The sequence below is a fragment of the Tateyamaria sp. GN1-10 genome (assembly GCF_055693845.1).
The window spans coordinates 3,979,235-3,992,328 of record NZ_JBVFUR010000004.1 but is presented as its reverse complement, the minus strand read 5'-3'; the positions used below and the strand labels follow the sequence as shown (position 1 = coordinate 3,992,328).

Annotated in this window: 18 protein-coding genes and 1 pseudogene; 11 read left to right on the top strand and 8 right to left on the bottom strand. The window is 58.3% G+C overall.

Translation table 11 applies throughout. The features are described 5' to 3' along the window. Positions 1-22: 22 nt before the first annotated feature. The gene (locus ACZ1HN_RS22075) at positions 23-616 is read right to left on the bottom strand and encodes a LysE family translocator (RefSeq protein ID WP_472729046.1); all 594 of its coding nucleotides are present in this window, start codon (positions 614-616) and stop codon (positions 23-25) included. Between the two features lie 72 nt (positions 617-688). Here ACZ1HN_RS22075 and ACZ1HN_RS22070 point away from each other — a divergent pair, with 72 nt between their 5' ends. After that, positions 689-1,141, top strand: coding sequence for an Lrp/AsnC family transcriptional regulator (locus tag ACZ1HN_RS22070; RefSeq protein WP_472729365.1), 453 nt, complete (start codon positions 689-691; stop codon positions 1,139-1,141). A 9-nt stretch (positions 1,142-1,150) separates the two neighbouring features. Here ACZ1HN_RS22070 and ACZ1HN_RS22065 read toward each other — a convergent pair whose 3' ends face one another. Further along, positions 1,151-1,618: a DUF302 domain-containing protein gene (locus tag ACZ1HN_RS22065; RefSeq protein ID WP_472729045.1), complete on the bottom strand. Its 468-nt coding sequence runs from the start codon at positions 1,616-1,618 to the stop codon at positions 1,151-1,153. Between the two features lie 110 nt (positions 1,619-1,728). Between ACZ1HN_RS22065 and ACZ1HN_RS22060 the strand changes: the two genes are divergently transcribed. Then, positions 1,729-2,205, top strand: a complete 477-nt coding sequence (locus ACZ1HN_RS22060) for a transglycosylase SLT domain-containing protein (RefSeq protein WP_472729044.1) — start codon at positions 1,729-1,731, stop codon at positions 2,203-2,205. Positions 2,206-2,268: 63 nt separating this feature from the next. Here the strand turns inward: ACZ1HN_RS22060 and ACZ1HN_RS22055 are convergent. After that, a pseudogene (locus tag ACZ1HN_RS22055) lies at positions 2,269-3,229 on the bottom strand (L-malyl-CoA/beta-methylmalyl-CoA lyase). Between the two features lie 256 nt (positions 3,230-3,485). Between ACZ1HN_RS22055 and dgcN the strand changes: the two are divergent. The 4 genes from dgcN to ACZ1HN_RS22035 all read left to right on the top strand — a co-directional run bounded on the left by dgcN (position 3,486) and on the right by ACZ1HN_RS22035 (position 7,056). Next, a complete protein-coding gene (gene dgcN / locus ACZ1HN_RS22050; RefSeq protein WP_299208655.1) occupies positions 3,486-4,484 on the top strand; it encodes an N-acetyltransferase DgcN in 999 nt (332 codons plus the stop codon). 66 nt (positions 4,485-4,550) lie between these two features. After that, on the top strand, positions 4,551-5,516 hold the full coding sequence (dgcA, locus tag ACZ1HN_RS22045) for an N-acetyl-D-Glu racemase DgcA (RefSeq protein ID WP_472729043.1): 966 nt from the start codon (positions 4,551-4,553) through the stop codon (positions 5,514-5,516). Then, entirely contained in the window at positions 5,513-6,148 is a 636-nt protein-coding gene (locus ACZ1HN_RS22040) for an exonuclease (RefSeq protein ID WP_472729042.1), read from the top strand. The genes dgcA and ACZ1HN_RS22040 overlap by 4 nt, the downstream gene beginning before the upstream one ends. Positions 6,149-6,192: 44 nt before the next feature. Beyond that, positions 6,193-7,056 (top strand): D-amino-acid transaminase, encoded by an 864-nt coding sequence (locus tag ACZ1HN_RS22035; protein WP_472729041.1) that lies wholly within the window; start codon positions 6,193-6,195, stop codon positions 7,054-7,056. 145 nt (positions 7,057-7,201) lie between these two features. On the opposite strand, the gene ACZ1HN_RS22030 is transcribed toward ACZ1HN_RS22035, so the two are convergent. The 3 genes from ACZ1HN_RS22030 to ACZ1HN_RS22020 form a co-directional block, all read right to left on the bottom strand. Further along, positions 7,202-7,804, bottom strand: coding sequence for an OsmC-related (seleno)protein (locus ACZ1HN_RS22030; RefSeq protein WP_472729040.1), 603 nt, complete (start codon positions 7,802-7,804; stop codon positions 7,202-7,204). Between the two features lie 10 nt (positions 7,805-7,814). Then, positions 7,815-8,126, bottom strand: a complete 312-nt coding sequence (locus tag ACZ1HN_RS22025) for a DUF1244 domain-containing protein (protein WP_472729039.1) — start codon at positions 8,124-8,126, stop codon at positions 7,815-7,817. Positions 8,127-8,202: 76 nt separating this feature from the next. Beyond that, positions 8,203-8,940, bottom strand: coding sequence for an N-formylglutamate amidohydrolase (locus ACZ1HN_RS22020; RefSeq protein ID WP_299599874.1), 738 nt, complete (start codon positions 8,938-8,940; stop codon positions 8,203-8,205). Between the two features lie 99 nt (positions 8,941-9,039). Here ACZ1HN_RS22020 and pyk point away from each other — a divergent pair, with 99 nt between their 5' ends. The 5 genes from pyk to ACZ1HN_RS21995 all read left to right on the top strand — a co-directional run bounded on the left by pyk (position 9,040) and on the right by ACZ1HN_RS21995 (position 12,052). Then, the gene (pyk, locus tag ACZ1HN_RS22015; protein ID WP_299208641.1) at positions 9,040-10,485 is read left to right on the top strand and encodes a pyruvate kinase; all 1,446 of its coding nucleotides are present in this window, start codon (positions 9,040-9,042) and stop codon (positions 10,483-10,485) included. A 30-nt stretch (positions 10,486-10,515) separates the two neighbouring features. Beyond that, entirely contained in the window at positions 10,516-10,647 is a 132-nt protein-coding gene (locus ACZ1HN_RS22010) for a hypothetical protein (protein WP_472729038.1), read from the top strand. 234 nt (positions 10,648-10,881) lie between these two features. Further along, positions 10,882-11,082, top strand: a complete 201-nt coding sequence (gene rpmI / locus ACZ1HN_RS22005) for a 50S ribosomal protein L35 (RefSeq protein ID WP_027257795.1) — start codon at positions 10,882-10,884, stop codon at positions 11,080-11,082. 17 nt (positions 11,083-11,099) lie between these two features. Then, positions 11,100-11,465, top strand: a complete 366-nt coding sequence (gene rplT, locus ACZ1HN_RS22000; protein ID WP_147110356.1) for a 50S ribosomal protein L20 — start codon at positions 11,100-11,102, stop codon at positions 11,463-11,465. A gap of 149 nt (positions 11,466-11,614) precedes the next feature. Beyond that, complete coding sequence (locus ACZ1HN_RS21995; protein ID WP_299552238.1) at positions 11,615-12,052, top strand: BLUF domain-containing protein; 438 nt, start codon at positions 11,615-11,617, stop codon at positions 12,050-12,052. Here ACZ1HN_RS21995 and ACZ1HN_RS21990 read toward each other — a convergent pair. Next, a complete protein-coding gene (locus tag ACZ1HN_RS21990; RefSeq protein ID WP_299599873.1) occupies positions 12,049-12,282 on the bottom strand; it encodes a hypothetical protein in 234 nt (77 codons plus the stop codon). The two genes, ACZ1HN_RS21995 and ACZ1HN_RS21990, sit on opposite strands and share 4 nt — an antisense overlap. Next, positions 12,279-13,073 carry an OmpA family protein gene (locus tag ACZ1HN_RS21985; protein WP_472729037.1) on the bottom strand — a complete coding sequence of 265 codons (795 nt, stop codon included), beginning with the start codon at positions 13,071-13,073 and terminating at the stop codon, positions 12,279-12,281. The genes ACZ1HN_RS21990 and ACZ1HN_RS21985 overlap by 4 nt, the downstream gene beginning before the upstream one ends. Between the last annotated feature and the right edge of the window lie 21 nt (positions 13,074-13,094).

Sequence of the window (13,094 nt, the reverse complement as noted above, 5' to 3'; positions counted from 1 at the left end):
GCAGGATGCAGTATTTGCAACGTTAGGGAAAGATCACGGGGTAGAGCGACGCGACCAGAAGCGCAGCCATGGTCCAGTTGAATGCAGTCAGACGGGCCGGATTTGTAAGTATCCGCGCCATCTGTTGGCCCAGCAATGTCCACGAACTGACGGACGGAAAGTTGATTGCGCCAAAGACGATTGCCACAAGGGCAATTGCCCAAAGGGTTGTGTCGGGCGTGTAGACGGTCACGGCTGTCAGGGCCATCGTCCATGCCTTTGGATTGACCCACTGAAAAGCAGCTGCTTGCAGGAAGGTCATCGGCGTACCCTTTCCAGCGCCATCTTTTAAAGGGGCCGCGGTGGCAATCTTCCATGCGAGATAAAGAAGATAGGCGACCGACGCCGCTTTTAGGATTGTATGACTGACTGGGTATGTGTCGAATATCTGAACAAGCCCTGCGCCAACCAGCAGCACCATGAACACAAAACCCAGTCCAACGCCCAGCATGTGAGGGATTGTCCGGCGAAAGCCGAAATTTGCGCCAGACGCCATAAGCATCAGGTTGTTGGGTCCGGGTGTTATTGAGCTGACAAAGGCAAACGTAGCCAAGGCAGTGAGGAGATCATACGTCATGCACAATAAATGCGGTAAGATCGGTCGAGATACATTGCGAAATAAATGAATTTCAATCTATCTTTGCAACTAATCATGAAAATCGATCAAATAAATGACCAGATATTGCAAGAGCTGAGCCGTGATGGCCGGATTAGCAATATCGAATTGGCGGATCGCGTGGGCCTGTCGCCGTCCGCTTGCTTGCGGCGTGTGCAAGAGTTGGAGCGGGCAGGGGTCATTGCCGAGTACCGTGCCGTGCTGGACAGAACCAAGATGGGCATTGGCTTTGTCGCTTATATCGCTGTTGGGTTGAATGACCATTCAAAGGCCAGTCAGGAAGCATTTGAACGTGCGATTTCTCGCGCACCCGAGGTGCGCGAATGCCACAACATCACAGGCACAATCGAATACCTGTTGCGCATCGAATGTGCCGACCTGCCCAGTTACAAGACATTTCACACCGACATGCTGGGCGCACTGCCGCAGGTGAATGCCATTACATCCTATGTGGTTATGGGGTCACCGAAGGATGAGCGCGCCTAGCGTCACGCTTTACTGTGTGGCTTGGTCCGAGATCGCTGCGAAGATCGCGTCCAGGTCCTGCGCAAGAGTTGCGAGTTCCGGGCCAGCTTCCTCTGTGTAGGGCGCAAATACGCTCGATGGCGTCTTGTAGCTGAGGGTCGCTGTCCCATCCGCATTTTCGGTCACGTAGACGCGCACGGGCGCTTCGATCATCGCGGCTGTCGACAGGTTCAGGATGTTGACCGCATAAACGTTGTTGAACAGCCCGATCACCCGGTTGCCTGGAATGGTAATCCCCCGGGACTTTGCAGCTCCGGTAGGACCAGCTTGGGTAACGACACCCATTTTATTCGTTTTGGCCGCCGTTTTGACATCCGCGATCAACTGATCGTAGCTCTTGGTTGTTGGCGTGACGGACCAACCTTCGCGCGGTGCCATCTCGGCTTGAGCGGCGAGTGGTGGCAGGATCAGTGCGAGGATGGCGAGTGTCAGGCGCATGGACGTCTCCGATGGTACAATGATCCAAGCAGGGAAGCATGTGAGCGAGGACTTGCCCAATCACGTCTGTGTGCGTGGTGCATAAGCCCGACTGCTATTAGTCATCCCTCATGACACGATTTATCCTGATGTGCATTGTGGCCTTGGTCGCCGCTTGCTCGAGCCCCGAACCAGAAGCGCGGTCGGTATCTGCGGTTCCGCTCTATCCGAATGAAACGCCCGAACTGCGACAACAGATCGAGGCTGCTGCAGCGGCAAATGACGTGCCCGTCGCCCTGGTGCAGCGCGTCGTCACTCGTGAAAGCACACACAGGCCGGGGGCACGGAACGGGCCTTACTACGGCTTGATGCAAATCCTGCCCGCCACGGCGCGTAGTATGGGATTCCGGGGGCAACCGAACGACCTGCTTGATGCGGAAACGAACCTCAAATACGCGACACGTTACCTGCGTGGGGCGTGGTTGGTGTCGGGTCAGGATATGGATGCGGCGGTGATGTGGTACGCACGCGGATACTACTTCGAAGCCAAGCGACTGGGTCTGATTGAAGAGACGGGCGTTGATGGCCGAAAGGTCTGGCCGGATTGAGGACGTCGGGTGGACGCTGTTTGCCGTTGGCAAAGGCGCCCCACCCACCGGCCCGTTTGGTGTTTAATTGCTTGCAATCATCTCAGATTGCCGCACGATCACTTCCGCCTGTTTGATCGAGGCGATGTCGACAAGACGGCCCTTGTAGACGGTTGCGCCTTCTCCTTTGGCCTTGGCCTCTTCCATGGCGGCGAGGATCTCACGGGCTTCGGCCACGGCCTCCTCGGACGGTGTGAACACTTCATTGGCCAACGTCACTTGTTTGGGGTGGATCGCCCATTTGCCAACCATGCCAAGCGTTGCAGACCGCAGGGCCTGTGCCCGGAAGCCTTCGTCGTCCGAAAAGTCGCCGAAGGGTCCGTCCACTGGCAGCACGCCGTGGGTGCGGCAGGCGGCGACAATGGCGGCCTGTGCCCAATGCCACGGGTCTGACCAGTGTTTCTGTCCTTCATGCATCATGTAGTAGTTGGCTTGCGTCCCACCGATCCCGGTCGTGGCCATGCCCATCGATGCCGCGAAATCGGCCGCGCCCAATGACATGGCGGCCAGCCGGGGCGAGGCGGCGGCGATGTCCTCGACATGTGCGATGCCGGCTGCGGATCTCGATGATGACCTCAAACGTGATTGTTTTGCTGCGTCCCTTGGCGGCCTCGATGGATGTCACAAGCGCATCGACGGTGTAGATGTCTGCGGCATTGCCCACCTTGGGGATCATGATCTGGTCCAGCCGGTCACCCGCCTGTTCCATCAAATCCACCACATCGCGATACCAGTAAGGAGTATCAAGGCCATTGATGCGGACCGACAGTGTTTTTGTGCCCCAGTCGATATCACCGATGGCTTTTATGACGTTCTCGCGGGCACTGTCCTTGTCGCTCGGTGCGACGCTGTCTTCGAGGTCAAGGTTGATGACGTCCGCAGCCGACGCTGCCATTTTTTCAAAGATTGCGGGGCGCGATCCTGGGCCAAAGAGTTGGCAACGGTTTGGACGGGCCGGAGGCGTGGGTTGAAGGCGAAAAGACATGGCGCACCTTTGGTAAGATAATTTCGTATGAGGCTACTTGGCTGGTATTAAATTGCGCACCGGTTCGCAAGGCGCATTTTGCAGGTGCAGCATGACGCGGCGATTCTGCTGAGTTCATGGGAGAATTCGAAAGAAACACTTCTCTATGCCTATATCACGCAAGATTATTCGACATATGACGAGATATGAGAGAGTTTCACGATGTGATTGCGTGCGGCATCGATAGAATGCCGCGTAACGACGAAGGGGATGTCAGATGATTCAAACACCATATCTATTGTTCCTCGGCGATGCGCCGGATCAGTTGGCCGCCAAAGTGGCACAAGGGATCAAGGACTGGCGTCCTGAGAATGCCGTGGGTCAGATCCGGCTGGAGGGCTGCGGCGCCGATATGGGGCTGACAGACATGACCCTCGAGGAAGGTCTGGCCGCAGGTGCCAAGACCCTCGTGATTGGCGTCGCAAATCGCGGCGGTGTGATCTCTGATGCCTGGAAGGTCGTGCTCGTGAAGGCGTTGCAGATGGGGTATGATCTGGCCGCTGGCCTGCATAACCTGTTGCGGGACGAGGATGAATTGCAAGCGGCCGCACGGGTCAATGGCTGTACGCTGCACGATGTGCGCATTCCCACGATTGCCTACCCCATTGCCAACGGGAAAAAGCGCAGCGGCAAGCGCGTATTGGCCATCGGCACGGATTGCTCCTGTGGCAAGATGTACACCGCCATGTCGATGGATGCAGAAATGCGCAAGCGCGGCATGAATTCGGATTTCCGGGCAACCGGTCAGACGGGTATTCTGGTCACGGGCAAAGGTGTGCCACTGGATGCCGTGATTGCGGATTTCATGGCGGGTGCGGTCGAGTATCTGACACCTGACAATGATGATGACCACTGGGATCACATCGAAGGGCAGGGCAGCCTGTTCCACGTCTCGTATTCCGGTGTGACAATGGCCTTGATCCACGGCGGTCAGCCAGACGCATTGATCCTGTGCCATGAACCAACCCGCACCCACATGCGCGGACTGCCCCACTACGGGCTGCCTTCGCTGGAACAATTGCGCGATACCGCGCTGCCGATTGCCCGTGTTGCAAACCGGGATTGCTTTGTCGCTGGTGTGTCGGTGAACACAAAGGCACTCGACGACAACGCGGCACGCGCATGTCTGGCAGAGATAGAAGACCGTATGGGCCTGCCTGCTGCCGATCCGTTCCGCTTTGGGGCTGGCAAGCTGGTTGACGCACTGGCATCCTGAGGCAACGGCGTTGTCTCCGGTTAGTTCCTCGGAGAAGGGGACGTGTAGACAGAGAATGGTGGGCTTATGCGCATTGATATAACCCGTGATGTCTTTCGATTGGCGCAAGCGTTCACCATTTCGCGCGGGTCGCGGACCGAGGCGCATGTGCTGACCGTCCAGATCAGTGATGGCACGGATACCGGATGGGGAGAATGCGTGCCCTATGCGCGGTATGACGAAACGCTGGACAGCGTGACGGCAGAGATTGAGGCTTTGCCAACGGCGCTCAGTCGGGCGGCACTATATGATCTCTTGCCAGCAGGAGCTGCGCGCAACGCCGTGGATTGCGCGCTTTGGGATCTTGAATGCAAACGTGCCGGAAAGCGTGCTTGGGAACTTGCGGGTCTTCAGACACCGGGCCCCGAGATCACCGCTTACACTCTGTCGCTTGACACGCCCGACGCGATGCAAGCGCAAGCGGCGCAGAACGCACATCGCCCGCTTCTCAAGATCAAACTGGGCACACCTGATGACATGCCGCGGCTGGAGGCCGTTCGGGCGGGCGCGCCCAAGGCCCAGATCATCGTGGATGCGAATGAAGGTTGGTCAGCGGCGGTGTATGCCGACCTTGCTCCGCATCTTGTGCGTCTCGGCGTCCAGTTGGTCGAACAGCCCTTGCCGGCGGGCGAGGATGACGCCCTGATCGGAATGGAACGGCCAGTTCCGGTCTGCGCTGACGAAAGCTGCCATGACAGGGCCAGCCTGCCCGCGCTGAAAGGCAAGTATGACCTGATCAACATCAAGATCGATAAAACCGGTGGGCTGACCGAGGCGCTTGCCCTGCGCGATGCGGCGCGCGCCGAAGGCTATGGGATCATGGTGGGGTGCATGGTGGGGTCGTCCCTGGCCATGGCGCCTGCGACTCTTGTGGCCCAAGGTGCAGCAGTGACTGACTTGGACGGGCCACTCTTGCTGGCCGAAGATCGCAACGCACCTTTGGTTTTTGATGATGCGGGTGTTCATCCACCAACCGCGGAGCTTTGGGGATGAGCCGGACCGCGATCATCTACGATTGTGAATTCGCGACAGCGCCGGGCGCGCCCCAACGGTTTTGGTGTGGTCCCAACGACCCTGACCCCGTTGTCTTCCAGATTGGTGCCGTCCGCATGTCCCTGGCAGCACCCTACAAGGATCTTGAGCGTTTCGAGGTACTTATCCGACCAACAGACCGCTCGGGTGCGCCACTGACCCTTGATCCGTTGAATGCCAGGTTGACGGGCGTGACCGATGATCGGTTGGCGAAAGAGGGTGTAACGCTCGCCAATGCTTTGGACCAGTTCAGCCGGTTTGCGGGCGATGATCGAATGTGGGCCTGGGGCAAGGATGAATTCAACATGATCGCCATCAGCTGCTACGTGGCTGGTATTGTGCCGCCTATCCCGGCAGACCGGTTCGGGAACGCACCCGAGTTGTTTCTTGCGGCGGGTGTGCCGTTGGACGTTATCCACGGATTGCGCAGCAACACGATGCTTGATCACTTTGGTCTGAGCCTACCCGACGCGCGTGGACATGACGCATTGGGTGACGCCCGGATGGTCGCCGAAGTCTTGCGCCACCTCATGCAAACCAATCAACTTGATCCCATGCGGCTGTCCGCCCCATTGCACACACGTGACAGCTAACTTAACGCCCGCGCCAGACGCGCACTGCCGGAAGGAACCTCGCCATGACCAGAACCGTATACGTGAACGGAGCCTACCTGCCCGAAACGGAAGCGAAGGTGTCGATCTTTGACCGTGGGTTTCTGATGGCTGACGGGGTCTATGAAGTGACCAGCGTGCTGGATGGCAAACTGATCGATTTCGATGGCCATGCCGTCCGCTTGCAGCGGTCACTTGATGAACTGGACATGCGGTCGCCCATCTCCAAGGAGGATTTGCTTGAGGTCCATCGCGAACTGGTCCGCGAGAATGGGATCGAAGAAGGCATGGTCTATCTTCAAATCACCCGTGGTGCGCCGGACGATCGTGATTTCGTATTTCCCGATCCGGAAACGACCGAACCAACGATCGTGCTGTTCACCCAGAACAAGCCGGGCCTTGCCGACAATCCAGCAGCGCAAAAGGGCATGAAGGTCATCAGCATTGATGACATCCGTTGGGGACGCCGCGACATCAAGACGGTGCAGCTGCTCTATCCGTCCATGGGCAAGATGATGGCCAAGAAGGCGGGCGCTGACGATGCCTGGATGATCCAGGATGGGTTCGTGACCGAGGGCACATCGAACAACGCCTACATCGTGAAGGGCAACAAGATCATCACGCGCGCCAAGTCGAATGACATCCTGCACGGCATTACCCGGGCGGCTGTGCTGCGTTTTGCAGCTGAGGCACAGATGGAGGTCGAAGAGCGCAACTTCACCATCGAAGAGGCACGGGAAGCGGACGAGGCGTTTATCACATCCGCCTCGACCTTCGTGATGCCGGTGGTCGAGATCGACGGCGTCACCTTGGGTGAGGGTGTGCCCGGACGGGTCGCGCCGCGCCTGCGCGAAATCTATCTGGACGAAAGCCGCAAGGCCGCCGTTTGACGTCTTAAGCATTCTGCTGCCGTTTGGGAGAGTGCCGCGAAGACCGGTCATCCTATCGGAGCGGCGCACCGGCGCTTGGACAGAGCAGGGCGGAGGACACCTCCGCCTTACAAGAACCACCCGCTTGGGCGGAGTGAACTCCGCCTTACGCGCCGTTGCCCGAACGGTCGACGGTTGTTTCCCCATTGTGCACCAGGCGCGTCGACCATGGGATCGGGTTGCGCAGCGCGAAATGCGCCATGCACGCACCTTCTGCCTCGGCCAACAGTGCCTCGATCTGCTCACGGGGTTCGGGGCTTTCAATCAGAACATGTGTTTCCACCAGTTCCGTCTTGCCATCTGTCGTGTGTCCAAAGTCCCGCATGTGCCCAAGGTTCGTTGCGAACCGTACGCGCTGCTCAAGGCGCAGTGACGTGATTTCGATTTTGCGTGCGGTATAGATGTCCGTGAGGTGCGTCATCAGGCAAAAGCCGATGCCTGCACAGAAATAGGCAAGCGGTGGGGGCGCCTGATCTTCGCCCACCGGAGGCTGTTCGTCGCAATACAGGGTAAGCGGGGAAAATCCGGGGATGTTGACCGAAACAGACCCCGTCTTGTGCTGCTTCGTACCCGCTTCGGCAACCAGATTGACCTCGAATTGCAGCGGGTCGGGCGCCCTGGCGCGTTTGAACGGATCAGGTGTAAACGCTGTTGGTTCGGGTGCAGCGTTGGCCCGTTCGCCGACGCGGTAACTTTGGTCATCAGACATGTGCGAAACCTTAGCTTTTCTCGACGTTTTCAGCGAATGCCGTTTGGAAAGCATCCTGCTGCGCGAGCGTCGCATCTGTCTGGTAGTTGGCCTTCCATTCGGCCATGGTCATACCGTAGAAGGTCTCACGCGCTTCGTCTTTTGACATCTCGATACCCTTTTCTGCACCGGCCTCCTGATACCAGCGCGACAGGCAATTGCGGCAGAACCCGGTCAGATTCATCATGTCGATGTTTTGAACGTCCGTGCGGTCCTTCATCAAGTGCTGCCTCAGACGCCGAAAGGCCGCGGCCTCAAGCTCGATACGGGTTTGATCGTCCATGTGACTTATCCTTGTGATTGCGCAGGATCAGGTGAATGTGCCCACCTTGCAGATTTCTGACGCCAGCGAAACTAGACTAAAGATTGGCGTCAGTCTTGGCGGCTTCAAGATGATGTGCCAATACCGCCGCCCAATGTCGTTGTCCGGCCGGGTCAGAAATAAGATCCTGGCGGACCTCCAATATGATGTTGGGCCGCCCTGGGATATGCGCATGTTGGCTCATTGCGTCACCGGGAAAGAACCCCGCATAGGGTGCGTTGTCGCCGACCGGGCTGCTTAGGGTCCTTTGCAATCCGGCGATAAGCGGGTTCGCGATGCGCCGATCCTCGGCTGAAAGAACTCCGATCTCCCATGGTCGCCGCGGACGGTTCACCAGCTGGGGTGTGAAGCTGTGGACCGCGAGAAATGCAATGTCTCGCTGTGCGGCCGTGCGGGCAATCGCATCATGGTACGGCGCGTACAGGGTATCGATCCGGCGTTGGCGTTCCGTCTCGGGCAGGATCCGGTTGCCGGGAATGATCGTACCGTCATAAAGCTGCGGGATCAGGGTCGGGTCGTCAGCACCGCGGTTCGGATCGATGACAAGGCGCGAAAAGTTGGCGCTGACGACCGGGGCATTCAGCAACTCGCCCAACGCATGCGCAAGCGCCAAGGCACCAATGTCGATCGCAATGTGCCGCGACATCTCTGTTTCCGGCAGGCCCAACGTACCGCCGTTCACATGATTTGGAACGGTGTTTGTTGCGTGATCGCAGGTGATCACCCAGCCACCAATGCGGTCTGCGCCGTCTATGAAAAAAGGTGTATGTGTCATCTGCCTGTCACCCATTGTGTCGCAGGTTTAGGCCAGTTGCCTCGCGATGTGAATTGGGCAATAAGGGCGCTGTTAGCGGTATCAGAAGAGGACCAGACCATGCGACGCCTACGCAATGTGAAAATCGTGGCTACTTTGGGTCCGGCCTCGGACACATACGAAACCATCCGGGCGTTGCACGAGGCTGGGGCGGATGTTTTTCGTCTGAACATGTCCCATGGCAGCCACGAAGAGATTGCAAGCAAACACGCAATCATCCGGAAAGTGGAAGAGGACACGGGGTCTGCCATCGCCATTTTGGCTGACCTGCAGGGGCCGAAGCTCCGTGTTGGTGTCTTTGCCGGTGACAGCGAAATGCTGGATGAGGGTGCAAAGTTTCGTCTGGACCTGAATGAGAAAGACGGTAACAGCAGCCGCGTCTGCCTACCCCATCCCGAGATTTTCGAGGCACTGGAAGTTGGCAAGACACTTCTCGTGAATGACGGAAAGATACGCCTGAAAGTCGAGGATTGTGGCCCCGACTTTGCCGATTGCGTGGTGATTGCGGGGGGAGTGATCTCCAATCGCAAAGGTGTGAATGTTCCCGATGTCGAACTGCCTCTCGCCGCCTTGTCCGCGAAAGACAAAGCAGATCTGGCCTTCGTTGCAGATCTGGGTGTGGATTGGATCGCACTCAGCTTTGTGCAGCGTGCCGCAGATGTCGAAGAGGCCAAGGATTTAATCAAAGGCCGCGCGGCGGTCTTGTCCAAGATCGAAAAACCCAATGCCGTCGACCGCTTTGATCACATCCTGCAGGTCAGCGACGGTATTATGGTGGCGCGCGGGGATCTGGGCGTCGAACTGCCGGTTCAGAACGTGCCGCCCATTCAAAAGCGCCTGGTGCGCAAATGTCGTCACGCTGGCAAGCCAGTAATCGTTGCCACGCAGATGCTGGAAAGCATGATCGAAAGCCCGATGCCGACCCGCGCCGAAGTCAGTGACGTCGCCACCGCGATCTACGAAGGTGCAGATGCCGTCATGCTCAGCGCGGAAAGCGCGGCGGGCAGCTATCCCATCGAGGCGGTCACCACCATGGACCGGGTCGCAGCCGAGGTGGAACAGGACCCGACATATACCCAGATCATCGAGGCCAGCCGCAGTGCCAGCCGTGCATCCGTGGCGGATGGCATCGTGGCGGCGGCGCGCGAGATTGCAGAGACAACTGACATCAAGGCGATTTGTTGCTTTACCCAAAGCGGGACCACAGCGCTGTTGGTCGCACGCGAACGCCCACGTGTACCAATCCTTGCACTGACGCCGCTCGCGCGTACTGCGCGGCGCATGACGTTGAGCTGGGGCTGTAACTGCTACGTCACGACAACCATGGAGCGCTTCAAGCAAGCGGTTGTTGGTGCAGCGCGCGCTGCGCGTGAGGGTGGATTTGCAGGACCGGAAGATCAGATCGTTGTCACCGCGGGCGTTCCCTTCAACGTCCCGGGCACAACCAATATCCTACGCGTGGCGCCGTGTGATGAACGTTTGATTTACTCAACTGATCCAGAGTAACGTTACCTGACTTAAGGTAAGGTTACGTCTATGAGCCCTGATTTTTATCTGGTGCTGGGTATTCTGCTAGCAGGATTCTCCATTCCGTCCGTGTTGTCGGCGATCTCTGACCGCCGCGCGCCACGTGCATCCGCGATAACAATCCTGATCTCGGGGGGCTGATACTGCTGGCAATCCAGACACAGCCAGGCGGTTACACAATCGAAGAAATCCCAGACGTTTTTGTACGTGTGATCGCTCGCCTTATCTGACGTTGCAGCCCCGGCGACATGGCACCTGAAAAGAGTCACTTGCCATGGGGCGCATCTGCCCCTATACGCCCAATTCGTTCCGCGCGTCCGGCCCAAGTGGCATGCCGAGTCGCGCATCTACCGAACTCAAACGATGGAGACGGAAATGCCCAAGATGAAGACGAAATCAAGCGCCAAGAAGCGCTTCAAGGTGACCGCCACCGGTAAGGTGATGGGTGGTCAGGCCGGCAAACGCCACGGCATGATCAAGCGCACCCGCAAATTCATTCGTGACGCCCGTGGCACCACGACCCTGTCTGCCCCCGACGCGAAAATCGTCAAGGGCTTCATGCCCTACGATCGCTAAGAAGAAGGAGCAGATACATGTCCCGCACCAAAGGTGGAACCGTCACCCACGCCCGTCACAAGAAGGTCATCAAGGCCGCCAAAGGTTACTATGGCCGCCGCAAGAGCACCTTCAAGGTCGCACGCCAGGCGGTCGACAAGGCCAACCAGTACGCAACGCGTGACCGTCACAATCGCAAGCGCAACTTCCGCGCCCTGTGGATTCAGCGCATCAACGCGGCTGTCCGTGCCCATGACGAAGCACTGACATACAGCCGCTTCATCAACGGTCTGAACCTGGCCGGCATCGAAGTGGACCGCAAGGTTCTGGCCGACCTGGCCGTGAACGAACCCGATGCATTTGCTGCCATCGTGGACCAGGCCAAAGCCCAGCTGAACGCCTAAGTACACGTCAGAATTGATTAAGGCCGTCCTCGCTTCGAGGGCGGTCTTTTTTTTGTGCGATATGATGCGTTTGTGGGTTGGTTTTGCTTGATCCTGTGGTTCATAGAACGCACCATACTAAATATGCCGTTTGTCTGGGGGGACGACCAATGAATTTGACGCGCCTTGTTTACTACTCACAACGCAATCCGTCCGAGAGCATGGATGCGCAAGATCTGATCGCGACCTGTGAGCGTAACAACATGCGCCTGAACCTGACCGGTATGCTGCACTACAACGGCGATCACTTCCTGCAAGTGATAGAGGGCGGACGGGTCGAAGTGTCGGCGCTCTATCACCGGATCGCCCGTGACCCGCGGCACAGCAATATCATTCTGCTCTCGTGCACGGACGTACGTGAGCGCATGTTTCCAAACTGGTCGATGGGTATGCATCAGGGTATGGATGAACGCGCACGCACCATCTACCTGCGCTATTTTTCGACGGATGACGTCAACCCCGAGACGGTGAACGTTGAAAGCCTTCTGGACGTGCTGCAGGACTTGTCCGTCGAAATGGCACCGCGGCTGCGGGTCAGCAACGCTTAACGCCGCGTCCGCCGCCGCTCCCGCGTCAGGGCATTCTCGGCTGCCTTGGCGCGATCTTCGGCGTTGTTTGCCCGACGACGCCATTTCGCAGTTTCACCCGCCAACAAGGCCGTCCGTGTCGCGTTTTCACTGCGATACCTTTGGCGCGCCATCACGAACCCGATAGCCGCTGCCACGCCCATGAATGCAATGGCCAGGATGAATTGAATGACAAGGCTTGCGCTGATCATGGCCGCACCTCGGCCCGCATGACGCGTATCTCAACGCGTCGGTTCAAAGATGATGCGGCATCGCTGCCTTGTTCCAGTGGCACCCGTGACCCAAACCCGACGGCTTCCATCTGACTGATGTCGGTTCCAGAGGCCGCCATCGCGTTCACCGTGTTTTCGGCACGTGCCCAACTGAGCTGCAGGTTCGAAAGGTCGTCGCCAGAGCTGTCCGAATGTCCGGCCACCTGAACCTGTGCCTCCGGGCACGCATTGATGCGCTCACCCAGTTCACTCAAGCGTGGTTGCGCCGCCGGATCTATGTCCGCGCTGCCCGGGGCAAACTGCAAAACCACGCCCGAGACATCGGATGTAAGCGCAGCCACGCAGTCGGTTGCCTTTACAGGATTTGGCGCGACCTTGGCGGGCGCTGCTGCCTCATTGGTGGCTTCTCGAAGGGCAACAACCCATGGCAATTCGCTCGGCTCATCCGGCAGAGAGGGAGGGGCGGAGGCGGTCGATGCAACGGTCTCGGCCTTCAAAGTCTCTACGGCTGGTACATCTGCGGCAGGTTGCACGTCTGGCGCAACCGTTTGGGTTGTTGGGGATGCCAGTGCCAGATCGGTCGCCCCGGTCGTTGGCAAATTCATCGTGTAGACGCCGACGCCAGCCATCAGCGCAATCGCCGCGATACCGACACCGGCCAAGGCCCAAGTCGACCCGCCTTTCTGCGCTGCCAATCGGTCCGCGCTTGCCAGTGTGAGCCCTGCGGCTCTGAGCGTGCGAAGATCTTGGCCCTTTTTGCGTGCTTTCATCAATTGTCCCCCCAGACAAAC

Coding starts and splice junctions, on each gene's coding strand:
- ACZ1HN_RS21985 (WP_472729037.1), bottom strand. CDS start 13,073: ATGAAAGCACGCAAAAAGGGCCAAGATCTTCGCACGCTCAGAGCCGCA.
- dgcN (WP_299208655.1), top strand. CDS start 3,486: ATGATTCAAACACCATATCTATTGTTCCTCGGCGATGCGCCGGATCAG.
- ACZ1HN_RS21990 (WP_299599873.1), bottom strand. CDS start 12,282: ATGATCAGCGCAAGCCTTGTCATTCAATTCATCCTGGCCATTGCATTC.
- rpmI (WP_027257795.1), top strand. CDS start 10,882: ATGCCCAAGATGAAGACGAAATCAAGCGCCAAGAAGCGCTTCAAGGTG.
- ACZ1HN_RS22035 (WP_472729041.1), top strand. CDS start 6,193: ATGACCAGAACCGTATACGTGAACGGAGCCTACCTGCCCGAAACGGAA.
- pyk (WP_299208641.1), top strand. CDS start 9,040: ATGCGACGCCTACGCAATGTGAAAATCGTGGCTACTTTGGGTCCGGCC.
- ACZ1HN_RS22040 (WP_472729042.1), top strand. CDS start 5,513: ATGAGCCGGACCGCGATCATCTACGATTGTGAATTCGCGACAGCGCCG.
- ACZ1HN_RS22025 (WP_472729039.1), bottom strand. CDS start 8,126: ATGGACGATCAAACCCGTATCGAGCTTGAGGCCGCGGCCTTTCGGCGT.
- ACZ1HN_RS22020 (WP_299599874.1), bottom strand. CDS start 8,940: ATGACACATACACCTTTTTTCATAGACGGCGCAGACCGCATTGGTGGC.
- ACZ1HN_RS22030 (WP_472729040.1), bottom strand. CDS start 7,804: ATGTCTGATGACCAAAGTTACCGCGTCGGCGAACGGGCCAACGCTGCA.
- ACZ1HN_RS22065 (WP_472729045.1), bottom strand. CDS start 1,618: ATGCGCCTGACACTCGCCATCCTCGCACTGATCCTGCCACCACTCGCC.
- ACZ1HN_RS22075 (WP_472729046.1), bottom strand. CDS start 616: ATGACGTATGATCTCCTCACTGCCTTGGCTACGTTTGCCTTTGTCAGC.
- ACZ1HN_RS22060 (WP_472729044.1), top strand. CDS start 1,729: ATGACACGATTTATCCTGATGTGCATTGTGGCCTTGGTCGCCGCTTGC.
- ACZ1HN_RS22010 (WP_472729038.1), top strand. CDS start 10,516: ATGAGCCCTGATTTTTATCTGGTGCTGGGTATTCTGCTAGCAGGATTC.
- dgcA (WP_472729043.1), top strand. CDS start 4,551: ATGCGCATTGATATAACCCGTGATGTCTTTCGATTGGCGCAAGCGTTC.
- rplT (WP_147110356.1), top strand. CDS start 11,100: ATGTCCCGCACCAAAGGTGGAACCGTCACCCACGCCCGTCACAAGAAG.
- ACZ1HN_RS21995 (WP_299552238.1), top strand. CDS start 11,615: ATGAATTTGACGCGCCTTGTTTACTACTCACAACGCAATCCGTCCGAG.